We start from the raw sequence: 23,292 nt of genomic DNA, 5'->3' as shown, positions 1-23,292 counted from the left end.
TAAAAAGAAGTTTTGAAACGATTGGCAGAGATTCCATTTTAAAAATGTTTCTCAGTTTTGTGAACCGGGTAAATAGGAGTATAGACATTAGAAAACGCACAATTATTATAGGAGGGAAAAACTATGCAAACCAAAACTAAAAACGCGGTCATGTTAGGCGCAGGAGCCGCAGCATTGTGGATGGCAATGAAGCCTGAAAACAAAGAAAAACTAATCGGTATGGCTACAAAAGCAAAGGAAAAAATCATGCCATCGAAGACAGATGTAATTCCTGTACAGAAAGCCGGCAACCCTGACCCATTGGACGTTGAAGACAATAAAATGGTCAGTGAAGGCGCTATGTACGGTGTAAACTATTACAACGAGAACTTACAAGAACAACGATAAAAATGTCCGGGGAATTACTTCCCCGGTCTATTTTTGTTTAATTCACACCTCGACGATCAATACTAGATACTGCGAGGGGGATGGTGGCAATGGGTATTCTATTTATTTTCATATATCTGTTCATTGTTTTTACTGTGATTGAGATTAACACATCAATTTTTGTAGCAACCGGGCTGGACAGAAAGATTGCACGGTTCCAGGTCATTTCCATGCTTACCGGCACTGGTTTTACCACCGGTGAATCCGAGTTGATCATCGACCATCCGGTTCGGAGAAGATTAGGTGCATTCTTGATTCTGTTTGGGGCCTTCTCGCTGGCGGTAATCATTTCTGCCATAAGCAACCTTTTAACCGATAATTTTTATACGATGGAAATTGCCTATATCGCAGGCGGACTTTTAGTGCTCCTATTTGTGTTGAGAGCACCATTCGTACAAAGAATGATGGGTAAGAAGATGCAAAGTGAATTGAAGGAGAATTACGAGTTGGCTGATTTGCCAATCAGTGATGTTCTATTAATGGACGAAGATGATGAGGTACGGGAAATTGCTATAAAAGAAGATTCCCAATTTGCGGAGAGGACGTTTGATGAAATAGTGGATAAAGAGGATGATGTTATGCTCCTGTTCATCAGGAGAGGCGAGATCAATATCCGTCAAAAAGCATATGATACAAAACTTGAGCCTGGCGACAAACTTGTTTTATATGGCAACAACCCAAGGATAGAAGAAATATTTGAAAATGCCTGACCCGATGGTATCATCCACCGCGAGTCAGGCATTTGTTGTTTGCACGGAGCTCGGCAATTCCTTCTTTGCACACTCCATATGATAGCCATGAACAGTTTTTGCAAAGCTCATCAAGATCATCCGGTTCTACCTTTTCCGCAGTCCATTTTACAAGCTCTGATTTTAGATACCGTTCACCTGGCACAAGACCCAGATGACGAATAACATTTCCATCCATCGACAGGACATGTTCATTCGAACCCTCACTAGCCTCGCATATCTCGAGGCCTCTATGCGGACAGGACATACATGCGTCATCAAACGCAGCGACCACCTTTATGTGAAAATCCTGCTCTGGGTTCCGTATATCTTTTACGATACTTTCCATCTTCTTCACAAACTCCGGACTGTAACCCATCCCCCTGAAACCATGCACGCAGAGGAGATGGTGCCCTCGCAATACTTTTTCCACACCATCACTCCTGAAAAATTAAGCTGTTTAATTAATTCTGTAAAAGTCCTTATAATCCTCTTAATATCGCGAATCTTTGATTGGACTCTTAGCCATCCAGGTAATGCCGATCTTTTTGCAAATCGTCAGGTAATGAAGCAGCAAGATGACCATACTGCCAGTATTCATGCCGACGATGACTCCTTCCATTCCCCATTCTGGCCTAGAGCCGACGAGGTAAATCAAGGAGAAGGTGACGACCGTTGCATAGACAGAATGGATAAAGGCGTCCTTTACCAATCCGAGGCCAATTAAATAGGCCTGCATCGGGATGGTGAAGTAATGAAACAGGAAATATGGTGCGAGCAGCTGCAAAAAGACGGCCGCTTGTTTGGAATGGAAAAAGGTCATCGTCAATGGCTCGGCCAAAAAGTAAAAAGCAGTGACCGCAGGCAATCCATAGAGCAATGTCAACAGCATCACCTGCTGAAGCAGTTTTTGCAGCTTGAAGTACTCTTTTTCCGCATAGGCCTTCGATACCGTCGGAATCAGGATGATGAGAAACGAATGGGCGATAAACGCCGGGAAAAATCCAATCGTCATCGCAATCCCCGCCATCATCCCGAATTGTTCCGTTGCCATTTCTGCTGAAAATCCAGCGCTGACAATCGCAAATTTTATCAGAAATGGCTGGACAGCATGCGTCAGGGAATGAAAAATCCTCAGGCCTGTCGTCGGAACGGAAACCTCCACAAGACTCTTCCTCACCTCTCGCCCGCCTACATGCTTGCCTGGTAGACTTTTAATCCTCTGATAAGACATAATAAAGTAGTGTAGTAGATAAAGGAAGACGACGAGTTCGCTGCCTGCCAGTGTACAAAAGGCAACAAGAAGAGCCGTTTCACTTCCAAACTTAAAAAACTGAAAAAGTGCCGAGAGCAACAAGAGCTGGACAACCCTTCTCAGAAAATGGGAAATCGCGATTTTTCCCATATCTTGTTTTCCCATGAAAAATCCCCTGGCAATAGCGGAAATCGTCATCACCGGAATGAGTGAGAGTACGACCCATTTAAGCAGGGGGTGATAATCCTTGAACACAGGAATGATTGGAAGCACAATGGCAGCCGCAATTAGCAGAACCATTGTGAATACCACCGCAAGCCTTATGGCATGTTTGATCATGCTCCGGTGGTAAGACTCATCCTTCTCTGCGATCATCTTTGAAATCGACACAGGAAGTTCAAAGCTCGCAAGCATCATGATCAGGAAAATCGTCGGCAATATCGTCATGTAATGCCCCATCCCGCTTTCCCCGAGCTCCCTTGCCAGAATCATATTGACGAGGAACTCCACCACTTCTCCAAGAAAAGTAGCAACCACAAGGATAGACATCCCTTTTAAAAAAGTATTCATAGCTTCTCTCCCAATCCTGTCTCATTTACTCCTATAAACATATGAGACAAGTCCGGACAATATGAAGGAGTTAACTAAAAGCTGTTTGAGTGAGTCTTCCCCATTCGTTGAGAAGGTTTTTATAGCGACATTTTCATTTTTATAGCGAGTTTTTCATTTTTATAGCGAATTGGAAAATCAGGCGCATTTTTACCAGTAAAATAAAGGAAGAACTGCCCTTATAAGCAGTTCTTCTTCAATTTATATTATGAAATTTCCTCAAGTTTGGAATACAGCTGATTTCGTTGTGACTCTAAAATTTCTTTTTCAGCGTGGAGCTTCTGGAGCAATTCAAGATCGGTCATGATCTCCATTTGCTGTTCAAGCTCGCCAATCGACTTTTCATGATTCTCGATTTCTTCGAACAGAGCTTCTTCGCTATGAGTAACAACAGGATCTTTTACTTTTTCTTCTCTTAAAGGAGGCTTTACGGATTCCGCCGGAGCAGGAGCACCAGCCTCCCACTGCTTCCGTTTCTCTGCCATTTTCACTCTCGCACGGTCATAATTGCCCTCTATTTCCGTCAAATCTCCGCCTTCGAGCCAGTAAACCTTATTAAATAGCTTATTCAAGAAATAGCGGTCATGTGAGACAGCCAGGAGCGTTCCCTCGAACCCTGCGAGCGCTTCTTCCAGCACTTCACGTGAATCGATATCCAGATGATTAGTTGGTTCATCAAGTATAAGGAAATTGAGATCCTGATGCATCAGCTGAGCTAGGCGCAGTCTCATCCGTTCGCCGCCGCTTAGCTGAGATACTTTCTTAAAGACATCCGGACCATAGAACAGGAAGCCGGCGAGCACGTTCCGGGCCTCTCCCTCATTCATTACTACCTCATTCCGGAATGCATCAAGCACCGTGCCACCCTGGCTGGAAAGCTCCATATGCTGTGAAAGGTACCCAATCTTGACATTGCTTCCGTTCCAGACTTCCCCATGGTCAGGTGCAAGTTCACCCTGAACGAACTTCAGCAGCGTTGTTTTACCCGAACCATTTTCACCGACAATTGCCGCACGGTCCTGATAGTGGAGCTGGAGATTGACCTTTGAGAAAAGTTTTCTATCTCCAAATGATTTCTGGACATCTTTAAAAACTAGCACGTCCTTCCCGCTGCGCGCTCCTGTATCCAGTTCGAAATTCATTTTCTTCCTGTTTAAAATCGGACGGTCCAGCTTCTCCATCCTGGCGAGCGCTCTCTCCATGTTCGTAGCCCTTTTATGAAGCGCCGCGCTTGGCGGGTTTGCTCTATTTGCCCAGTCACGCAGTCGCTTGATTGCCTCTTTCATCTTCTTGATTTTCCGCTGCTGTTCTTCAAACGCCTGGAATTCACGCAGTAATTTGGCCTCTTTTTCTTTAATGAACCCAGAGTAATTGGCATGATAAAGATCAATCTCGCCATCCTCCAGGTCGAGGATTTTTGTCGCTGTTTCGTCAAGGAAATAACGGTCATGCGAGATGATCACAACAGTCCCATCGTATTCTTTCAAAAACTCAGCCAGCCACTCGGCAGCCATAATATCAAGATGGTTTGTCGGCTCATCGAGAAGCAGCAAATCTGGATTTCGGAGCAGACTCAATCCAAGGCCTACCTTCGTTTTCTCACCGCCGCTAAGCCTGTTAAAGTTCGAATCAAGCAAGGTCTCAATCTTCAAGCCGTTGGCAATGCGGTCAATATTGGCTTCCATTTCATAACCGCCTCCTAGAGTAAACTTCTCCTGGAGAACACCATATTTCGCCAGCAGTCTTTCAAGCTTAAGCGAATCCTCACCGGCTTCTGCCATCTCGGTTTCAAGCTGCTTCATTTCCTCCTGAACAGCCAGCAACTCTTCAAAGGCTGTTTCCAGGACTCCCCTGGCGGTCATCCCATCCTCATAAATAGGAATCTGAGCCAGGTAGCCGATTTTCAACCCTTTTTTCCAATGAATCTTTCCATGGTCAGTCTCTTCCATGCCGGCAATCAGTTTCATCAACGTTGTCTTGCCACAACCGTTTGGCCCAACCAGGCCAACCCTGTCCTTCTCGTTTATTTCAAAAGACAAATCTTCAAATATAAGATTGCCTCCGTACATTTTGCTTATATGGTTAATACTGCATGCTATCATTATTTTTCCTCCTATTAACGATCCCCCTTTTCACCAAATGCACCCCGTTTTTTTTTTTTAAGCGCAAAAAAGCCAGGGGCAGATGGCTCTGCTCCTGGCTCCAGCAATACAATGAATACAAAAGGAGGGCAAAAGAGCCCTCCCCATTCACCGAAGCTTGCAATTAAGCGGGAAAAGAGATGATCCAACCGTTTGTATTTGATATTGAGCTGTTAAAAAAGGGCATACGTATCCCGTTGGCAGCTGCAACAGCAAATTTTGCACGACAAAAATAAAGGAACTCATTCCAAAATCCTCGTACAAAAACAGTCTTGATCATCTCTCCTCACCTCCGTTCAGTAATAGTTAGTTTTATTTTACAATTACATAATTATTTTAGCAAGTTTTTCCTGATGTGTTCATGGAATGAAACATTTTCTCCCTGGTGCATTAACCCCGCCCGCATATAAAAATTGGATATGTTCCCGGTCTCTTGCCAAATGGAATAACAGGGCACATAAACAACAAATATGTTCCCAGTCTCGTGATCAAATCGAATAACCGGGCACTTTTACAACTGATATGTTCCGGTCTCGTGGTCAAATCGAATAACCGGGCACTTTTACAACTAATATGTTCCCGGTCTTCTACTCAAATGGAATAACCGGGCACATAAACAACAAATATGTTCCCGGTCTCGTGGTCAAATCGAATAACCGGGCACTTTTACAACTAATATGTTCCCGGTCTTCTACTCAAATGGAATAACCGGGCACATAAACAACAAATATGTTCCCGGTCTCGTGGTCAAATCGAATAACCGGGCACTCTTACAACTAATATGTTCCCGGTCTCCTGATTAAATGGAATAACCCGGCACTTAAGCAACGGATATGACCGGTTTCGTGATTATCTGTAAGAACCTAGCCCTGAAGGAAGAAGCGGACACTTAATCAGCCCAGTTTCTGACGCTGTTACTGCCTGCTACTGTCTCATTCATTCACTGATCCATGTTAATTAAACGTTTGATTAAATCTAGTTCAGCAGCGGCACACTGGAATTTTCTCAATTTTTCCCATTCTGATAATCTTGGATAAAGCGTTTAAGCAGGCTTGGCCCGCGGGTAATGGATAACTAACGAAGGAGTGGGTGACAAATGCTTAGACAACTGGAACTTTCTGATTACCAGCTCTGGATGTGTAAAAAGATAAAGGAAAAGTTAGCTGAAAAGCATAACTATATAAATAGTGCTTCCCGTTATCCAAATGAGTTTGAAGAACGGGAAGTCATATCCATAGCGTTGAGCGAAATGCTTATGAAGTTAGATGTAATCGATAAGAAAGCAAATTAAGTAAGGGGCCACTGGCCTCTTTTTTGTTTTATCGATTCAGATGATCCTCAGTCGAATTCTTCCTTCTCAACTCAGCTAGGATCTCGGTCAATAACGCTTCCTGCCTTTTTGTGCTGGTGACCAGCATGACAAAAAGCACAATAAGAACGATTGGCAATCCGATTGACAACAATACCCCAAACAGGCCGAACAAACCAAATAACGGCTCCATCAGAGCACCTCCCTCTGTTATTTTACGATTGAATGCCTGAATGCATAAATGACTGCCTGTGTTCGATCCTGCACCTGCAGCTTGCTTAAGATATTGCTGACATGCGTTTTCACGGTTTTCAGGGCGATGAATAGTTCATCGGCAATTTCCTGGTTTGTCTTTCCTTCGGCAATCAGCTTCAAGACTTCCATCTCGCGTTCTGTCAGCTCTTCGTGCAGCTCAACATTGTTTTTCTGGCGCATTTTCATCATCATCTTGCCTGTCACTTCTGGCTCGAGCACCGGCTGTCCTGAGTATGTAACCCTTACAGCATTAGCAATTTCACTAGCTTTTGATGTTTTCAGCATATAACTCGTCGCCCCCGCTTCAAGCGCGGGATACACTTTTTCATCATCGAGGAAACTGGTTACGATGATGATTTTAGCTTCCGGCCACTGCTCGATGATCTGCCTTGTCGCTTCGATTCCGTCCATTTCCTTCATGACCAGATCCATGAGAATGATATCCGGCCGCAGCTCAAGCGCCATCTCGACACCTGTCTTCCCGTTATCTGCCTCGCCGATTACATCAATATCCGGCTGGGCCGATAAATACGACGAAACTCCAATCCGCACCATTTCGTGGTCATCTACAAACACAACTTTAATCATTCTTCTCACCCGCCACCACTAATATTGGAACCTTGACCTCAAGTCTGGTCCCTTTATTTTCTACACTGACAATCTTCAATGTACCACCGATTTCCCCGGCACGTTCATGCATATTCTGGAGGCCATATGATCCTGCTTTTGTTTCTTCTACGTTAAAACCGAGCCCATCATCGACAACTCTTAAAATCACTTTATCGTCACGCTTGATCAACAATACTTCGAGCTCTTCTGCCTTAGCATGGCGAAGCGTATTCGAAACAGACTCTTGGAGGATGCGGAATAAGTGGTCTTCGACTCCTTTATCCAACGGGAACGGCTCGACCTTCCACTTGATATTCATGGTGACTTTTTGTCTTAATTCGATTAACAGTTCCTCGATTCCTTCTTGCAGGCATTTCCCTTTCAAGGCAACTGGGCGGAGATGCAGAAGCAGCGCTCTCATTTCGAGCTGCGACTGATGAATCATTTCCTCGACCATCTTCAGCTGCTTCGCTTCTCGTTCCTCGGACGGCCCCTTTGTTTCATTAATGGCAGACATCAGCATCGATGCCGCAAATAGCTGCTGGCTGACCGAGTCATGCAGTTCCCGGGCAAGCCTGTTGCGCTCCTGAGAAATGATTTCCTGAATCCTCGACTCTTGCTCCTCCGCTTTTTCAGTCGCCAACCGCTGTGACAGCATCGCTTTTTCAGAGATTTGCTTATGAAGCTTGCTGACTCTTTTTGAAATCGATGAAATTTCTGCGTATGCCTGATTCTGTTCAATTTCGGGCTCCTGGCCTTCCTCGAGCTGAAACAGCCAGTTATCGACCGTTCCGAATTGCTTTCGCCAGTATGTTCCTGACGCCATCCCAAAAGCGACACCTAACACGACACTAATGCTGAATGTGAAAATGATGAAAGGAATATCCATCAACTCACGGTTCCACAGATCAGAAAGCTTCGCTACCGGAAAAACAAGCACAAAAGACAAAGTCACCGCTATGAATAAAATAATCCCGAGGGCCAATCCCCATAAGATTTGGCGCATGGCAGTCGTCATATGCGTTTCACCTCGATATTCCCGACAAGCATCGAGGTAAAAATCTTAACCTTTTGCTCAGCTTCGTCATAGCCTGGTGTCTGTACATACAGACTCTGGTTCAGCACTCTTCCTTCCCCATGCTCAAATACATCAGCAGACCCAATTACCGAGGAATGCCGGAGTGTGACCTCTAAATCATATGGCACATACACTTTTACATTGCCAATGATATTGCGGATAAAAATGACGGTTTCTCCCTTTGGCAGCACCGTCAGGCTTAAGTCGACAACGCTGTCGCCAATCCCCGTCTGGATATTGACATCATTCCATTCATACACATGAGAAGGCGTTTCCTGATGGCCGAACAAACGATTTTTAAACAGTGGAGGCTTTTCGATCAGCATCTCCTTCCTGAGTTCCTTTTCAGGCTCCTGTAAAACTGGCGTGACCACTTCTGGTTTCTTTTTTGACTGTGCAAATTGATAGGCAAGATAGATCAGCACAGCCAATAAGAAGAACCTGAAGGTCATCATGCTGAAAACACTGCTCAGGAAAAAGAACAAACCTACCCAAAACAACAGCTTCCCTGATTTTTTCGGCATTAAAGAGCGGCCAAAGTAAACCATTGCTCCACTTGCAAGAAGGGAGAAGATCAACCCTTCGTTAAAAAATGAAACTTCGAGCAAAAGCAATATGAGTCCAGTAATCACAATCCAGCTCACATAATCATTTTTCATGTTGTTCAACATGCTGTCTCCTCCCTTCCTCTAAAATTTTTTAAAAAAATGAAATACATACTTGATAGAGGATTGGTAATATGAAGTCCTTTCGAGGTGATACCCAAAAGGCGCAGGTGCCTGCGCCTCTATAGAATACCATGTTTTGCCTATTAAATAGTATGTGATTCTTTATTTTTAAACTCTTTTTCCAGCTGGGCAATCCTGCTGTCAATTGTATTGCGGTTGTAATTGTTATTCACTTTCTCCTCTAGATGGTCAAGATAGGTTTCCATTTCTGAGAATCTTGAATATGCTTTGTCGGATTTTGAATTGTTCTCGAGCACCTGATCCATCCTGTAATTGGCGCGTGTCACATTTTCACGGCCCATCAATTCAAGGCGGCGGATATGCATATCTTTTAGCTTATGATTCATCTCTTCATACTTCCGCTCAAGCTCAAGCTGTTGTTTGACCGCGTTTTCCATCGCTTCCTTCAGCCTGGCAGCTCGCTCTTCATATTGGGTCTGCTCCTGGGCGGCAAACTCCTGAAGATCGGATTCCCCGGCTCTCATTGCCACCTCGGATTGGTACTTCCTCTTTTCAGCCATTTCAAGCGCTTGATGATGCTCGCGTGCAAACTGTTCCTTCAACTGTCCTTGACGTTCAAGTAGCTTTCTGACCTTTTCTGTTTCGTTTTCACACTCACGAAGATACTGGTTCAACAGTGCGATTGGATTTTTCTTTTCCTTCTGGTCAAGTGCCTCGTGAAGATCTGCCATTACGGTGTTTTTAATTCTTGTTAATAGATTAGCCATTTGAAAATCTCTCCTTTTAGAATTAGTTATTTTTCAACTCTGCCCATTGCTTTTCGAAGTTGACGAAAGGATCGCTTTCTTCGCGGATTGCTTCTTCTTTTTTGTCCCAGTTTTTATATACAAGGTACAGGACATAAGCAGCTGCGATCCCGAGGATTGCTGGTACGTTAGAAGCAGTTGCCATCAAGATGATGAAGCCGACGATTCCCCAGCCAATTTTTGCGGCAGTCGAGTCTGTCTTTAAAAATTGCTTGACGACGAAGTAGAGCACCAGCAAGCTGACCCCAAGTCCGACGAGCGGGCCAAGGTTTGAAATCAGCACCATGGCTGCAATGAAGCCGGCAACAAGTAAACCAAATTTTTTCATGTTCAATTCCTCCTTATCTCTTATGATTACATCTTACCTTTCTCGCAAAAATTCAATAACGTGCCTGAGCTTGATTTTGCGGTAGGACCTGAGGCTTAGTGCGGCGCAGGACTGTAGGTAGTGTCTGTTCTTTGAAGGCATTAGAATTCTTTTTTTCTGCGATATTGGCCAATAATCTGATATACCGGCACAATAAAAAAAATAACCCAGTGGCTATTCACTGGGTTATTTCCATACGAGATATTATTTATTTTGCGATAAACATTTGTGTCCAATAGTGTCCATACGATCCGCCAGTTGCATGTCCAACACCGATATGGGTGTATGTAGGGCTAAGGATATTTTTGCGGTGGCCAGGACTGTTCATCCATGATTGGACTACTTCACTTGGTGTCCTTTGCCCGGCAGCGATATTTTCACCGGCGCTTCTGTAATTGATACCAAAGTTTTTCATCATCGTGAACGGGCTGCCATAGGTCGGACTTGTATGGGAGAAATAATTTTTGTCTCTCATATCAGCAGATTTATATCGTGCAACCCTGGAAAGCTGCCAGTCAGCAGCGAGCGGTTTCAGGCCATTCTTGGCACGCTCCTGATTTGTCAGCTGGATTACCTGGCTTTCTATACTCTTTGTTGCTCTTATAGTAGGGATATTCACCCTCTGGCCAGGATAAATCAAGTTCGGATTTTTAAACTGTGGGTTGGCGGCGATGATTTCGGAAAGGCCAACCTGGTACCTGACTGATATTTTCCATAGAGTGTCACCAGACCGTACCGTGTGGACCTGTTGGGCAAACGAAACCGTCGGGATTGCCATTACGATCAATAATAAGGCTAAGATTATTTTTTTGAACACAATACACTCCTCCTCAACAGATAGGATGAGATTATTTCAAGAAATTATACTTTATTATTTTTTGCGTGAAAACATCACGAAAACTGTGCATATAGTTTTATCAAGGGAGGAATGCGAATTATGGGCTATCTTTGGGTGATGACCATTGGTTTTGTCATTTGTCTCGGTTTAGTTGGCGGTATTTTATTGTATTTTATCTCAACGGCTTTTAACCTTAAGGATGCAAGCCGGATTGATTTATTGGATTCAAGGAAAAAAGAATAGAAAAAGCTGGCTGCAAGTTTAGTTATGCAGCCAGCTTTTTTTTACATTCGCTTCTTAACCATCGACCACTTCATTGGCACATGGCGGGGTGACAAAAGAGTATTCAATCGTAACACCGATAATCGTTCCAGTTCGATCTTCTATTGGAGTCAAGCCTGTAACGACAACTTCAGTATTTTCACAATCTGGTTCCACACAAGGCGGATCTACAGAAGTATCGCCTATACAAGTGAAGCAGTTTTGAATCGCCGTTCCCTCATCCTGGCAACACGCAAAAACTGGCTCCTCTACACAGGCACCTGAACCAAGCAATGGAATCATCGGGACATTGAAGATGACCTGGAAGTCAATTTCCTGCCTCCAGCGTTGTACAGGCACACAACATTGCAAATTGGTATTGCAAACATTGATCGTGTCCAACACCTCGCATGTCCCGTCCATTACACATTCACTGACATCACCAATACAATAGGCGACTCTCACATCTTCCTCCGTGCCTCCTAGTGTGAAGCAATCGGGGAACATGACATCGCAGGTAAAATTATTATCTTCTTCGCAAATACACGGATTATCACAAATACATGCTGGTGCACAGATTTCTCCGCAGCGGGACATGGTTCCAAATTTCAATTGAAAACACGCTACTTCTGCTGGGAGATTCTCAGGGATTATGAACGAAAATCTTTGTGTTGTCCCTGGCTCCAGTTCTGGCTCACCCTGTGGATTCAAATTATCAAATTTCAGCCCTACTACACTTGTGCACGGGTCAGTGATTGGACACGGGAAGTTGGGATTTGAAGAAGGGAATAAACAGTCTCCAGGTGTCGTTGGAACAGGAATATTCATTTCATCGGCCGGAAAGATATCCCCTACAAAACATTCAAAATCACTGAAACATCCTTCAAGTTCCAACACCCAGTTACTCAGTCCATTCTGGGCATTGATATTAGTAATTTGATAATCCCATCGGTACCCTTCTGTAACAGGAACCACTCCCAAGAACGTTACCACATACAATGGATTTGCCATCGAATCCAGCACAGTATATGAAGAAGGAGCCGTACAATCCACTGGCTGTGGGTCAGGCGGACAGTGACTGCCGCCGAACACTTGCTTTAGTTTCTTGCCTTTAAAATTCATGCCTCTCATCCTTTATAGTAGAATAAGGACAAAACCTCCTCATTACTAAACTATGCAAGATGACTTCACCTGTATAGGTGAATGCCTTTTGCGGCTGTATATTGATGATCGGCTTTCCATTTAACGCCAAAAGGCTGCCAGATTTTACTGGCAGCCTTTATAAATGACATGGTTATTAAAAGTCGCGTGTGTTATCAAAACGAGTGTTAGCAGGGTTGTCCGAAGTAAGCGGTGCATCAACTGGATTGCGAGTCCTTGTGCCATCTAAGGCATCAACAGTTGTTGCATCGTTATTCAAGCCAACTCTGTTTTCGTCGCGCTCGACAACAACTAGAATCTTGCCTTCTTTTACATAGCCTTCGTAGCGTTCAGCTTCATCTTCCGGAATACCCATTCCAATCAGTGCTCCGGCTAAACCGCCAGCACCTGCGCCTACTGCCGCGCCGGTAAGTGTCGCAGCGATCGGGCCTGCAGCGACGATTGGGCCTAATCCAGGAATCGCTAGTGCTCCGATGCCTGCCAATAATCCAGTAAGGCCGCCTAATACGCCGCCTGTTGCTGCACCTGCAGCTAGACCTTCCTCAGTCTTTGTACCGGTAGCTTCGTTGACATCGTGAACCTCACCTTCGTTCTTACTGATAACTGAAATATCATCGGTTGAGTATCCCTGTCTTTTCAGGTCCTCAACAGCCTGGATTGCGTCTTGCTCGTTATCATATACTCCAACAAGATGTTTTTCATGTTCAAACATAATAAAAGCCTCCTTTAGACGAGTAGTCCTTTTAAAAATACCCGCATATAGGACGTGTAAACATTATGTCGAACGATTAGTGGCTTTATTGCTAAACAAGTATACTTACAATACAGTATTGATAAACTGGTTATTGTTTTACCGGATTATTGTCCGGCCGCTGCAAGTGCAGCTTCAAATTGCTCGATGATATCGTCTGCACTTTCGATCCCAACTGAAATTCGGACCAGACGATACGTTATCCCAAGCTCTGACTGAGCCTCTGACGGCAGTGCGCGGTGGGAGGTTTTTAGCGGATGGGAGACAGTTGTTTCGACTCCCGCAAGTGTTGGCACGATTTTTATCCATCCTAGAGACTTGAAAAACTGATCCGTATCAACGTTTTCTGCAAGTTCAATCGTCACGATCGCTCCAAAGCCTTTTTCACCTTCTGAAAATGGGTAAAATACTTTTGAGACATTCTTGTGTTCACTCAGACTGTCAGCCAGCAACCTTGCATTTTCTGATTGAGCCTTCATTCTTAACGCCAGAGTCTTCAATCCTCTGCATGTCAGCCAGGCCTCAAACGGACTCAGGTTCGCCCCAAGATTCACGATTCGAGCCCGTGCTTCTGCAATCAGTTCTTTTTTGCCAACGACGACACCTGAAGTGACATCACTGTGGCCGCCGATGTATTTCGTCGCGCTGTGGACAACCAGGTCGGCGCCGAGTAAAAACGGGCGGACATGCAGCGGAGTAGCGAATGTGTTATCAACCAAAACGGTGAGATTTCTATTTTTAGCCAGCGCGATGACTTCCTCTAGCTTTTCAACACGGAGGAGTGGATTAGTGATGGACTCAGTGTAAAGAAGCTTCGTATTGTGTTTGATTGCCTTTTCGACTTTGTCCTTGTCAGAAAACGATACAAATGTAGTCTCGACTCCAAATCGTTCAAGCTCAGCCTTTAGCATATGGAAACTCCCGCCATATATATCATCAGCCGCAACGATATGATCGCCATTCTTCACTACTGCCAGGACCCCCGCTAAAATGGCAGCCAGACCAGAGGAAGCAGCTACTCCATCTTCTGCGTGCTCAAGTGCCGCTACGGATTGACCTAGTTCATCCGTATTCGGGTTCCCAACCCTTGAATACAAATAGTTTCCTTCTCCCTGATAAAAGCCCTCAAGCTCATCAAGATCATTAAATGTAAAAGCAGAGGTCTGATAAATCGGTGTCGCCTTGCTTTTAATTCCCTTTTGCTTCGAATGTATTGAATGAAGTACTTCTGTTTCGAATTTTTTTGCCATTTTGTCACCTGCTTTTAGAATTTGATAAACAATCATAAAAAACCTCTCCAAATAAGGAGAGGTTACAATTCAATCAGCCTCACTTATCTTCAGGAATTAGCACCTTTCATATAATTGAAGGTTGCCGGGCTTCAAAGGGCATGTCCCTCCGCCGCTCTGGATAAGAGTTATTTCGGTTTTGAAAATAGTTTTTTATTAGCTGCAGTATATCAATTTAGCCATAATTTCGTCAATGAACTATTCGTGAATAAACGGTTGAAGTTCCTGTATATCAATCTTCAGGATCGCTGTCCAGCAGGTCCCAAGGCGTGATGACGCCGATCGGCTTTCCATGGCGATCCCCCGTTTCCGTGATGATGACCGCCTGCAGTTTCTTGCCTCTTGTATGGTAGCGTTCAAACAATTCTTCAATATGATACAGAGACGCATCCTCATCAACAAAGGTCACAAAGTAATTTTTCCCCTTCGTTAACAGCTCTTTTACACGGACATCCTCGAAATGGACCACACTGTCGGAAAAATGCTTCGCCATCCACTGGATAATTTCGGTAGAAGTCAGCAAGGCAATATACTTATCATCCTTGTCATAGACAGGGAATCTTGTAAAATCAAACTTATTGATGACCTTTAAAACATCTTTGAGATACGCATCCTCGTAATAGTAGAACACCGGACTTGTTGCAATTGACAATGCCGTCTGTGGCTTCTCAAACTCCCTGCATATCTCCTCAATTCGTTCGACCACCTCAATGTGAGGCTCAGCAATATAATAATCCGCATTCACACGCTCGTGGACAATCGCATTCCGAAGCTTCGCAAACTGGTGCAGCTCACTTTTATATTTGCGCACCAATGAATGGTTTTTATAGCCAGAGTACAGCAACTCCACAAACGCATCGCTGTCAGTCCCCTTCACCATTTCCTTCAGCGCTTTGTGAATCCTGTTAAAAGCTGTTTCGAACTTTCCGGATTGCTCCTTATGCTTTACATCGTGATCTTCTGAATTTTTAGCACCTGAATCAGGATTCTGATTGGATGAATTCTTGCCACCTTCATTCTTATGATTTTTCCCGTTACCGTTTTTGGTTTGGTTGGAAGATGGTTTGTCGTTCCCGTTGCCGTTTTTGGATGAGTTCCCATTTCCATTGCTGGTCTGTTGAGATGATGACTTGCTTTTATCGTTCTTGAAATGATTTGAAGAAAAATCACCTTTTTCTTTTTTAGATTGATTCGATTGGTTTCCACTTCCTTTATTACCATCCTGCTCTTGATTATTTTCATCAACCCGCTTCATTCTTCTTTCATCAATCTCCTGCGGCTTAGGATTGGTTCTCATATATGACTTTCTTTTATTGTTGCCAGTCTGATGATTTTTCTTATTTTTTGAACCAGACTGATTTTTAGATCTATGTTTAACCTGAGTATTATTAGCCAAAATAGCCCCTCCGTAGTTTCAATTAACTTCCCCTTCTCAATACCCCAAATACCGCTTTTACTAATCATGGATATATAATGCAAAAATACCAGATAAACTTTAAGTTTGATACAATAAGTATAGTACATACATTACTAATTCATAGAAGTTATTTTAATAGAAAAGGGTTTGATATTTAGTGGCAGCAACAAAGAAAAAAAGAGTGATCAAAGAGGTTACACAGCTTGTGACGATTACAATCGGGGCAATTATCGCTGCTTTTGGGCTTGATATGTTCCTTGTTCCTAACGCGATCCTTGATGGAGGGGTCATCGGCCTTTCGATTATCGCAGCAGAACTGACAAACATCTCGATGAGTATTTACCTGATTTTGTTCAACCTTCCTTTCCTGTATATCGGGTATAAGAGGATGGGCTTGAAATTCACGCTTCGCACCTTATATGGAGTCATTATTTTATCCGGAGCAACTGCTTATTTACACCACTTTGAACCGGTGACGGATGATTTATTTTTAGCAACGATCATCGGAGCGGTTATCCTTGGCACAGGTGTCGGCTTGGTCATCCGGGCAGGTGGCGCACTGGACGGGACCGAAATCATCGCCATCCTTGTCAGTAAAAAGCGTACCATTTCTGTCGGGCAGATTGTCATGGTCATGAACCTGTTCATCTTCATTTTGGCAGCTTTGCTCGTGTTCAGCTGGGAGACGGCGATGTACTCGATTATCACCTATTTCATCGCCTTCAAGATGATTGACGTCGTCGTCGAAGGGATGGAAGAGCTCAAATCAGTCACGATCATTTCCGACGTCCCTGAGGAAATCGCCGAAGCACTGCTCAAGCAGTTAGGCCGCGGGATGACCTACATCCAGGGCCAGGGCGTTTTTTCAAACGAGCCGAAAAAAATCATTTACACCATCGTCAGCCGGATCGAGTTATCCACCCTCCGCTCAGTGGTCGATGATATCGATCCAAACGCGTTGGTCGCGATTGAGAATGTAGCCGACGTTTCGGGAAGCAATTTTGATAAAAGCGGCGGGCATTGATTAGCTGGTAGAAACCTGTTAATTTAGCAGTTGGTCGATTAATTCTTGAATGTGGTCGAAAAAATCAAAAATCCGCCAATATATTTCGAAATGTGGTCGAAATAACTTCAAATGTGTTCAAATTATTTATATTTTCGCCAATAAAATCTTGAAAGGCCTCGTTCTAGGTTTGTTTTCCGCCTTTCTAATATTGTTTTATAAGGTTTTTTATATGATGTGCTTAATAATTCAAGTTTTTTAATGTAAAAAGTGCCCTGGCGAAGAATCGCCAGGGCACTTTGCTGTGGTTTAATCAATTGGATTGTTGAATTTCTTTTCTTTCTGGCCGGTTGTGAATTCGACTAGCTCTTCGGGTGTGTTGTTGCCTTTTTTCTTGTTGTTGTTGCGCTGGGCGTTTCCGTTGCCGAGCTTTTGTTTACCCATGCTGCCTCGCTCCTTTTGATGGATTCATGAAGTAGTATGGATTTTTTCCCCGGCGTTTATTCTAAGTTCAGGCGCTCGACGCACCTTGGTTGCCTGCTCGAATGCATAGGCTAGCCTGATCAGCAACGGTTCGCTGAAGGCAGTACCTGTGAAAGTGATACCGACTGGCTCGCCTTCATCAGTAAAAGCAGTTGGAACTGTAACAGACGGGTAACCTGCCTTTGAGCCAATCGTAGAACCATCCATCGGGAAAAGCACCGCATCCGCACCGTACTCCTTCAATGCATAGTCAATTCCCTGCTCCCGTGCCATGTAAAGGTTGTATTCCAGTTCTTCGAGGTATTCAGCTTCAGTCAGGGTGCCGCTTGTCACTTCCGATTCCAACAGCACTTCCTGGCCGTACTTCAGCATTTTCTCCCCATGCTCATTATTGAAAGCAATCACATCAGAAAGCGTCCTGACCGGAACATTCGGTGAGAGTCCGTTTAAATACGCATTCAGGTCTGCTTTGAATTCATAGCTCAGAACCTTATATCCCCAGGTCGCCTTCGCCGCCGGGATTGCTGCTTCAACTACCTCCGCGCCTAGCTCTTCCAATTTTTCAACCGCTTTTTGAAAAATTTGCTCCTGTTCCTGAGTCCATTTGCCAATATAAACTTCCCGGGCTACAGCAATTTTCGCTCCTTTTAGTGCTTGATCATCAAACAAGGTATCTTGCCTAAATTCAGGCAGACTTACCATCGTTGCCGGGTCTTGCGGATCCTGTCCGACAATTGCTTCTAAAAGATAAACCGCGTCCTTGACTGTTCTTGCAATCGGGCCTGCCGTATCCTGAGTGTGGGCAATCGGGATGATGCCGCTGCGGCTGACAAGGCCAACAGTCGGCTTGATGCCAACCAGTGAATTTTGTGATGCTGGATTTAAAATCGAGCCATCCGTTTCCGTGCCGACCGCAACGGCAGCCAAGTTTGCAGCAATTGCTGCCCCGGAACCAGCACTTGAGCCGCCAACGTCAAACTTACCGGGACCGTACGAATTCAGTACCTGACCACCGCGCGAGCTGTAGCCGCTCTTCATGTTATTTGCCATGAAATTTGCCCACTCTGTCATATTCGTTTTGCCAAGAATGACAGCGCCTGCTTCCCTGAGTCTGGCAGCGACAAAAGAATCCTTCTGGGCAAAAGAGTCTTTCAATGCGAGCGATCCAGCACTGGTATGCATTTTATCGTTTGTATCAATATTATCTTTTACCAGGACCGGAATACCATGAAGCGGTCCTCTTGGACCATTCTGTTTTCGTTCAGCATCCAGTGCAGCCGCGATGTGAAGAGCATCAGGGTTCAATTCAAGTACAGAATTAATTGTTTGGTCAAATTTCGCGATGCGGGCCTGGTACATCAGGACAAGATCATGAGAAGACAGCTCGCCCTTCTCCATTTTTGCCTGCATCTCATCAATCGTTGCTTCCGGAAGCCATTCTTCCATCAATGTATTTAGACGTGGATTTTTCAAGTTCAACAATTCCTTTCAAAAAGGCATTTCAGTTGTTGATTTCAACTGCTTTAAAAGAGCCTTCAAAAATAATCTACGGAATATATATTCTGATTCTTTTCCGAAATAACCTTTAAATGCAGTAAAAAAGCTATAGGAAAAAGTCCTATAGCTTCAAAATAATTATTCTGGGTCAACAATTTTACCACCGTAAAATTCTTTTTGCACCGGTGTAATATTAAGTGCCTTGCAGAACCTTTTCAAATCCCGTTCTTCACGTTCGTTGACGACCGAGATGACGGTTCCCTCCGCGCCAAAACGGCCTGTGCGTCCGGAGCGGTGGACGTATTGGTCCTGTTCTCTCGGGAAATCATAGTGGACAACATGAGTGACACCTTTAATGTCCAATCCACGCGCTGCGATATCGGTGACAAGCAGCATTTCGCCATTGCCGTCCCGGAACTTGTTCAAATAACGCTGACGGTCCTGCTTGTCCAAATCACTGTGCAGCTGGCCGACGTGGATGTCCTTGAACTTCAGCTTTTCAGCAGCAATGGTTAGGTTCGCGATATCCTTGATGAAAACAAGTGACTTCGTTCCATCAAGGCGGGCAATTTTCTCAAGGACTTTGATTTTGTCACGCTGCTCGCTGAGAAAGTAAATATGTTCTACTTTTGCAGCATCGATTGTTTCGTCCTTTTTCACATTGATCATCTCTGGATCTTTCGCCAATCTCTTGATTGATTTTTCAACTGTCTCTGGAAGAGTTGCTGAAAATAATAGTAGCTGTCTTTGATCAGCAAGTGTTGACTTTACAATACTTTTTACCGTTTCATTATGCTCCGGTGTTAAAAGCTGATCGCCTTCATCCAGGACGACTGTATGGACTTTGTGCATTTTCAGCTTTTTCTGCTTGATTAGTTCATTTGTTCTGCCGGGAGTTCCGACGATGATATGCGGGCTCTTTTTCAGTTTGTCGATCTGGCGCTTCAGGTTCGCACCGCCGATCAGGCTTGCCGATTTGATTCCACTGCCTTCTCCCCATTTCTGGATTTCAGACAGGATCTGCATGACAAGCTCCTGCGATGAAGCGAGGATGACAGCCTGTGTATTCTGCATCTTAGCGTCGATTTTATTTAAAACAGGAAGCAGGTACGCCAAAGTTTTACCAGTACCAGTCGGTGATTCTGCGACGACATCCTTTCCTTCTATTATTAATGGAATCGCTGTCGTCTGGACAGAAGTCATCGTCTCGAATCCGGCCTTCTCCCAGGCCTGCTGCAGGAATGGTTGTAGTTGAGCAATAATTGGTTGAGTTTCTGACATGATTTTCTCCTTCAGTTAAACATTCTAGTATTGATACTAGCTAAAACACGATTATAAGTCCAGTATTCCCCGGAAAATTGGAGCTTTGCACTTTTTGTTTTTTGCCTGAATCCGTTTTATTGGCGGTTTTCACAACTTTATTGGCGAAAATTCAATTTTATTCGCGATTTTCACAGCTTTATTGGCGATAATTTTAATATATTGGCGAAAATCCGATTTTATTGGCGACTTGGAAAAAAACACTGATTTTTACCAATTAACAAAAAGACAAGCGATAAATCCAAAATGTCTGCACACTTCACAAAAAGACGAGCTATACCTCCGCGCTGTCCTCACACTTCACAAAAAAACATCGAGCGAGAAATCGCCCGATGTCTTAAACTCTTCCTTATTTATGGATCCAAACTGCACCAGCAGAGTTATCTTTCGCTTCGCCGATGACCTGGAACTTCAATCCGTAGTTAGGCAGCTTTTTGCCTGCATCCGGGATAAGTTCGTTGATGTACTTATTAGAGTCATCAAACGTTGTCACACCTGGAAGTCCTTCGTAGTCAAAGATTCCGCGTGAAGGAGAATCTACATACCATTCAGGTGCCTTATCAAGTGAGAATGCTGCGTCAGAGATTTGGTAGCGTGTGCTGCTCTTTACAGAATCCTGTCCATTAAGCGTGCCGACGATTGCTTCTGGATGTGAGTCAACAACCCCGATGAAGCCTTCGCCCGGGTGAACGCCAACCCAGTTGTCTGTGAAGCTGTCGTCACCGTACCAAACAACCAAACCAGTGTTGTACTTAACGCCGCGGCCTTCAATTAAGCCTTTGTCAGCGCCAGCGTAGTTTCTCCACTCAAGATAGTAGTAGTGGTCTTTATCAAACAAACCGTTTGAAGAGATAAAGCCATTAAGAGTCACTTGCTGAGTGCCTTCTGCATCGTCAGAGAAAGCAACTGCGCCATCAACAGTCAGGCTCAGGTTATCCATTGCGAAACCTTCAGGAGCAAGTCCTCCATCAGTTACATAATCAAAAGTTAATTTCACTTTCTGGCCTGCGAACTGGCTTAGGTCATAAGACTTGTCTTCCCACTGTCCTTGAGTTGTTTCCATGCCGCCAGCAGTGTTTTCATCACCGATTACATCCAACTCAACTTCTGTGCCGTCTTCAGTTACCGCATTTACAAATACATAGTCATAATCAAATTCTACTTCGTACCATGCTTTATAATCGAAAGTTGCATTCGTTGCATTTGTAAGATCAAATACAGGTGTTTCTAAAGCAGTATGAAGGTCATCACCTTTTGTGCTGTAGTAGTACTTCTCGCCGAATGCTGGCTTGATCCCCTGAACCTTCTTCTTCGGAAGGTTTACTTTTACGATGCCGTTATTCTTTGACTTAGTTACGCTCTGATCGATTACCGCAGTCAATCCATTTGCATCAATATCTTCATAGTTTACTTCCGTAATGTTAGCCCAGTTGCCGCCCATGATCTTTTGGAAGTACTCCTTGTTCTGTGGAGAGAAGCTTGTCGGTTCTGTACCTGCTACTGCTCCATTCCAGCTTCCGCCTGACATGATGGACCAAGAAGCTACCGGCTCGCCTTGTCCAGTGTACTGTGTGTCGTACTCATCTGGAAGACCTAAGTCATGGCCGAATTCGTGTGCGAATACACCAACTGCGCCATCTTCAGGCTCGATTGTGTAATCGTATGCAGCCATTGATCCGCCCCAATAAGGAACTTGCGCTTTTCCTTCTGTTCCAGGAACCTTATACACACCATTCAATACCCAGCGGTGTGACCAGATTGCATCGTCACCAAGCTTGCCGCCACCAGCTTCCTGGCCGACACCAGCATGAAGAACCATCAAGTGGTCAACAAGGCCATCCGGCTCGTTTTGGTTGCCGTCGCCATCAAGGTCATATAAATCGAATTGGTCAAATTCAGAAAGATCTGTGCCATTAGCTACTGCAGCTGCTAATGCATCTTTAACGAAGTCACGGGGACCCTTTGGATTTAAATTATCATGTCCGCCTTCTGGATTGTCATCACCATAGTCAGCAGCATTGCCAGGTACCGTAACCCAGTCAGTTACATGTCCATCTACAGTGTAGCTTCCGCCAGATTGCTCTTCATAATATTGCTTGAACGTCTGTACTTTTTCACCATTGAACAAAGTGAACTCTTCGTCACCGAACAGCATTTTTTCATAATGCTCACGGCTGAAGTCATCGGAGTACATATAGCCTTCTTCTTGCTCAATGTTATTGTGCTTGAAGTCTGCGAATTCCGCTAAGAGAACAAGTACCTTGTCCTCTCTGACTTCACCATTGTATGGAGCCTGCTTTGCAGAATCCACTTTCGCATAACCTGTCGGCTTGCCCTTTTTAAAATTTTCATGCCCTTTGTCAAGCTGCTTCGTCAGCTTGTCTTTTTGCTTTGTCAAAAAGTCCTTGGACTTCTTGGCCATTTCATCTTCAGCAGTGTGCTTGTCTGTCTTGCCTGCTTTAGCGCCCTGCTTCTTCTTTATATAGTCTGTTACCGCTTTGTTGACTTCTTCCTGTGAAGCACCTTTTGCAATCAGGCCGCGCTCCTGCAATGCTTTGGCCAGGCGATCCTGGTCAACAATGTTCAAGTCTATCGGTGCAGATACAGGAGCTGTCGCAGCTGCCACACTCTTAGGAGCTGCAGTTGGTCCAGCAAATGATCCCGCAAATAAAGTTGAAGCGAAGACAGCACTTGCCGCCACGCTAGAAAGAACCTTTAACGAACTCTTCTTCTTCAAAAAAATAACCCCCTGCTATTTTCCTAGATTCGAATTTCCATATTTTCTGAAGACTCTGATTCGAATTGTAGCAAGGTTTTAAAATATTGTAAATTTTTAAAATATAGTAATATTTATCTATAAAATTAGCCTTTTTTTGCCTGAAAACCTTAATTTTAAAAAGAAACTGCATCATTCTTCCTGTTTTCACCTCAAATGTAAGTGTAAATAAAACTATTTTAATAAAGTTATATATTGGGAAATTTTCTTCGAGTCTCTAAATT

The 23,292-nt window shown here is 44.1% G+C and carries 24 protein-coding genes and 1 riboswitch; of the genes, 5 read left to right on the top strand and 19 right to left on the bottom strand.

What is annotated here, in order from left to right; translation table 11 throughout:
• Positions 1-123: 123 nt before the first annotated feature.
• Positions 124-387 (top strand): hypothetical protein, encoded by a 264-nt coding sequence (locus CD004_RS02900; protein ID WP_102261400.1) that lies wholly within the window; start codon positions 124-126, stop codon positions 385-387.
• A gap of 89 nt (positions 388-476) precedes the next feature.
• Positions 477-1,136 carry a TrkA C-terminal domain-containing protein gene (locus tag CD004_RS02895; RefSeq protein ID WP_102261399.1) on the top strand — a complete coding sequence of 220 codons (660 nt, stop codon included), beginning with the start codon at positions 477-479 and terminating at the stop codon, positions 1,134-1,136.
• Positions 1,137-1,146: 10 nt separating this feature from the next.
• Here CD004_RS02895 and CD004_RS02890 read toward each other — a convergent pair whose 3' ends face one another.
• The 4 genes from CD004_RS02890 to CD004_RS24580 form a co-directional block, all read right to left on the bottom strand.
• The gene (locus CD004_RS02890) at positions 1,147-1,533 is read right to left on the bottom strand and encodes a DUF1284 domain-containing protein (protein WP_407657677.1); all 387 of its coding nucleotides are present in this window, start codon (positions 1,531-1,533) and stop codon (positions 1,147-1,149) included.
• 114 nt (positions 1,534-1,647) lie between these two features.
• The gene (locus tag CD004_RS02885) at positions 1,648-2,979 is read right to left on the bottom strand and encodes a polysaccharide biosynthesis protein (RefSeq protein WP_102261397.1); all 1,332 of its coding nucleotides are present in this window, start codon (positions 2,977-2,979) and stop codon (positions 1,648-1,650) included.
• Between the two features lie 245 nt (positions 2,980-3,224).
• Positions 3,225-5,120 (bottom strand): ribosomal protection-like ABC-F family protein, encoded by a 1,896-nt coding sequence (abc-f, locus tag CD004_RS02880; RefSeq protein ID WP_102261396.1) that lies wholly within the window; start codon positions 5,118-5,120, stop codon positions 3,225-3,227.
• Positions 5,121-5,283: 163 nt separating this feature from the next.
• Positions 5,284-5,439: an RAxF-45 family protein gene (locus tag CD004_RS24580; protein ID WP_319005010.1), complete on the bottom strand. Its 156-nt coding sequence runs from the start codon at positions 5,437-5,439 to the stop codon at positions 5,284-5,286.
• An 816-nt stretch (positions 5,440-6,255) separates the two neighbouring features.
• Between CD004_RS24580 and CD004_RS02875 the strand changes: the two genes are divergently transcribed.
• Positions 6,256-6,450, top strand: coding sequence for a hypothetical protein (locus CD004_RS02875; RefSeq protein WP_023625769.1), 195 nt, complete (start codon positions 6,256-6,258; stop codon positions 6,448-6,450).
• A 28-nt stretch (positions 6,451-6,478) separates the two neighbouring features.
• Here CD004_RS02875 and CD004_RS02870 read toward each other — a convergent pair whose 3' ends face one another.
• From CD004_RS02870 to safA, 7 genes are all read right to left on the bottom strand, one after another.
• The gene (locus CD004_RS02870; RefSeq protein WP_102261395.1) at positions 6,479-6,661 is read right to left on the bottom strand and encodes a hypothetical protein; all 183 of its coding nucleotides are present in this window, start codon (positions 6,659-6,661) and stop codon (positions 6,479-6,481) included.
• Between the two features lie 17 nt (positions 6,662-6,678).
• Positions 6,679-7,311: a response regulator transcription factor gene (locus CD004_RS02865; protein WP_102261394.1), complete on the bottom strand. Its 633-nt coding sequence runs from the start codon at positions 7,309-7,311 to the stop codon at positions 6,679-6,681.
• Positions 7,304-8,350: a sensor histidine kinase gene (locus CD004_RS02860; RefSeq protein ID WP_102261393.1), complete on the bottom strand. Its 1,047-nt coding sequence runs from the start codon at positions 8,348-8,350 to the stop codon at positions 7,304-7,306. The genes CD004_RS02865 and CD004_RS02860 overlap by 8 nt, the downstream gene beginning before the upstream one ends.
• Entirely contained in the window at positions 8,347-9,081 is a 735-nt protein-coding gene (gene liaF, locus CD004_RS02855) for a cell wall-active antibiotics response protein LiaF (protein ID WP_102261392.1), read from the bottom strand. The genes CD004_RS02860 and liaF overlap by 4 nt, the downstream gene beginning before the upstream one ends.
• Before the next feature lie 140 nt (positions 9,082-9,221).
• The gene (locus CD004_RS02850) at positions 9,222-9,866 is read right to left on the bottom strand and encodes a PspA/IM30 family protein (protein ID WP_102261391.1); all 645 of its coding nucleotides are present in this window, start codon (positions 9,864-9,866) and stop codon (positions 9,222-9,224) included.
• Between the two features lie 22 nt (positions 9,867-9,888).
• On the bottom strand, positions 9,889-10,233 hold the full coding sequence (locus CD004_RS02845; protein WP_102261390.1) for a lmo0954 family membrane protein: 345 nt from the start codon (positions 10,231-10,233) through the stop codon (positions 9,889-9,891).
• Between the two features lie 247 nt (positions 10,234-10,480).
• Positions 10,481-11,050: a SafA/ExsA family spore coat assembly protein gene (gene safA / locus CD004_RS02840; RefSeq protein ID WP_102264970.1), complete on the bottom strand. Its 570-nt coding sequence runs from the start codon at positions 11,048-11,050 to the stop codon at positions 10,481-10,483.
• Positions 11,051-11,209: 159 nt separating this feature from the next.
• Between safA and CD004_RS23680 the strand changes: the two genes are divergently transcribed.
• On the top strand, positions 11,210-11,353 hold the full coding sequence (locus CD004_RS23680; protein ID WP_156972730.1) for a hypothetical protein: 144 nt from the start codon (positions 11,210-11,212) through the stop codon (positions 11,351-11,353).
• 54 nt (positions 11,354-11,407) lie between these two features.
• Here the strand turns inward: CD004_RS23680 and CD004_RS02835 are convergent, their stop codons facing one another.
• The 4 genes from CD004_RS02835 to CD004_RS24255 all read right to left on the bottom strand — a co-directional run bounded on the left by CD004_RS02835 (position 11,408) and on the right by CD004_RS24255 (position 15,968).
• Positions 11,408-12,493: a hypothetical protein gene (locus CD004_RS02835; protein WP_158651472.1), complete on the bottom strand. Its 1,086-nt coding sequence runs from the start codon at positions 12,491-12,493 to the stop codon at positions 11,408-11,410.
• A gap of 175 nt (positions 12,494-12,668) precedes the next feature.
• Positions 12,669-13,244: a YflT domain-containing protein gene (locus tag CD004_RS02830; RefSeq protein WP_102261388.1), complete on the bottom strand. Its 576-nt coding sequence runs from the start codon at positions 13,242-13,244 to the stop codon at positions 12,669-12,671.
• Between the two features lie 146 nt (positions 13,245-13,390).
• The gene (locus CD004_RS02825; RefSeq protein ID WP_102264969.1) at positions 13,391-14,533 is read right to left on the bottom strand and encodes a trans-sulfuration enzyme family protein; all 1,143 of its coding nucleotides are present in this window, start codon (positions 14,531-14,533) and stop codon (positions 13,391-13,393) included.
• Between the two features lie 80 nt (positions 14,534-14,613).
• Positions 14,614-14,700: riboswitch (SAM riboswitch) on the bottom strand.
• 104 nt (positions 14,701-14,804) lie between these two features.
• On the bottom strand, positions 14,805-15,968 hold the full coding sequence (locus CD004_RS24255; protein WP_226677932.1) for a CBS domain-containing protein: 1,164 nt from the start codon (positions 15,966-15,968) through the stop codon (positions 14,805-14,807).
• Positions 15,969-16,146: 178 nt separating this feature from the next.
• Here CD004_RS24255 and CD004_RS02815 point away from each other — a divergent pair, with 178 nt between their 5' ends.
• Positions 16,147-17,013, top strand: coding sequence for a YitT family protein (locus CD004_RS02815; protein ID WP_102261387.1), 867 nt, complete (start codon positions 16,147-16,149; stop codon positions 17,011-17,013).
• 288 nt (positions 17,014-17,301) lie between these two features.
• Here CD004_RS02815 and CD004_RS24400 read toward each other — a convergent pair whose 3' ends face one another.
• From CD004_RS24400 to CD004_RS02800, 4 genes are all read right to left on the bottom strand, one after another.
• The gene (locus tag CD004_RS24400; RefSeq protein WP_260983522.1) at positions 17,302-17,436 is read right to left on the bottom strand and encodes a hypothetical protein; all 135 of its coding nucleotides are present in this window, start codon (positions 17,434-17,436) and stop codon (positions 17,302-17,304) included.
• A gap of 24 nt (positions 17,437-17,460) precedes the next feature.
• Positions 17,461-18,948, bottom strand: a complete 1,488-nt coding sequence (locus tag CD004_RS02810; protein ID WP_102261386.1) for an amidase family protein — start codon at positions 18,946-18,948, stop codon at positions 17,461-17,463.
• Between the two features lie 162 nt (positions 18,949-19,110).
• Complete coding sequence (locus CD004_RS02805; protein ID WP_102261385.1) at positions 19,111-20,253, bottom strand: DEAD/DEAH box helicase; 1,143 nt, start codon at positions 20,251-20,253, stop codon at positions 19,111-19,113.
• Between the two features lie 388 nt (positions 20,254-20,641).
• Complete coding sequence (locus tag CD004_RS02800) at positions 20,642-23,029, bottom strand: immune inhibitor A domain-containing protein (protein ID WP_180321273.1); 2,388 nt, start codon at positions 23,027-23,029, stop codon at positions 20,642-20,644.
• Positions 23,030-23,292 lie beyond the last annotated feature (263 nt).

Source organism: Mesobacillus jeotgali, assembly GCF_002874535.1.
GTDB classification, from domain to species: domain Bacteria; phylum Bacillota; class Bacilli; order Bacillales; family Cytobacillaceae; genus Mesobacillus; species Mesobacillus jeotgali.
This window is presented reverse-complemented; position numbering and strand designations above follow the sequence as displayed.

Coding starts and splice junctions, on each gene's coding strand:
- CD004_RS02845 (WP_102261390.1), bottom strand. CDS start 10,233: ATGAAAAAATTTGGTTTACTTGTTGCCGGCTTCATTGCAGCCATGGTG.
- CD004_RS02850 (WP_102261391.1), bottom strand. CDS start 9,866: ATGGCTAATCTATTAACAAGAATTAAAAACACCGTAATGGCAGATCTT.
- CD004_RS02890 (WP_407657677.1), bottom strand. CDS start 1,533: ATGGGTTACAGTCCGGAGTTTGTGAAGAAGATGGAAAGTATCGTAAAA.
- abc-f (WP_102261396.1), bottom strand. CDS start 5,120: ATGATAGCATGCAGTATTAACCATATAAGCAAAATGTACGGAGGCAAT.
- CD004_RS02885 (WP_102261397.1), bottom strand. CDS start 2,979: ATGAATACTTTTTTAAAAGGGATGTCTATCCTTGTGGTTGCTACTTTT.
- CD004_RS02865 (WP_102261394.1), bottom strand. CDS start 7,311: ATGATTAAAGTTGTGTTTGTAGATGACCACGAAATGGTGCGGATTGGA.
- safA (WP_102264970.1), bottom strand. CDS start 11,050: ATGGCAATCCCGACGGTTTCGTTTGCCCAACAGGTCCACACGGTACGG.
- CD004_RS24580 (WP_319005010.1), bottom strand. CDS start 5,439: ATGATCAAGACTGTTTTTGTACGAGGATTTTGGAATGAGTTCCTTTAT.
- CD004_RS24400 (WP_260983522.1), bottom strand. CDS start 17,436: ATGGGTAAACAAAAGCTCGGCAACGGAAACGCCCAGCGCAACAACAAC.
- CD004_RS02900 (WP_102261400.1), top strand. CDS start 124: ATGCAAACCAAAACTAAAAACGCGGTCATGTTAGGCGCAGGAGCCGCA.
- liaF (WP_102261392.1), bottom strand. CDS start 9,081: ATGTTGAACAACATGAAAAATGATTATGTGAGCTGGATTGTGATTACT.
- CD004_RS02830 (WP_102261388.1), bottom strand. CDS start 13,244: ATGTTTGAACATGAAAAACATCTTGTTGGAGTATATGATAACGAGCAA.
- CD004_RS23680 (WP_156972730.1), top strand. CDS start 11,210: ATGGGCTATCTTTGGGTGATGACCATTGGTTTTGTCATTTGTCTCGGT.
- CD004_RS02835 (WP_158651472.1), bottom strand. CDS start 12,493: ATGAATTTTAAAGGCAAGAAACTAAAGCAAGTGTTCGGCGGCAGTCAC.
- CD004_RS02805 (WP_102261385.1), bottom strand. CDS start 20,253: ATGTCAGAAACTCAACCAATTATTGCTCAACTACAACCATTCCTGCAG.
- CD004_RS02860 (WP_102261393.1), bottom strand. CDS start 8,350: ATGACGACTGCCATGCGCCAAATCTTATGGGGATTGGCCCTCGGGATT.
- CD004_RS02870 (WP_102261395.1), bottom strand. CDS start 6,661: ATGGAGCCGTTATTTGGTTTGTTCGGCCTGTTTGGGGTATTGTTGTCA.
- CD004_RS02875 (WP_023625769.1), top strand. CDS start 6,256: ATGCTTAGACAACTGGAACTTTCTGATTACCAGCTCTGGATGTGTAAA.
- CD004_RS02895 (WP_102261399.1), top strand. CDS start 477: ATGGGTATTCTATTTATTTTCATATATCTGTTCATTGTTTTTACTGTG.
- CD004_RS02825 (WP_102264969.1), bottom strand. CDS start 14,533: ATGGCAAAAAAATTCGAAACAGAAGTACTTCATTCAATACATTCGAAG.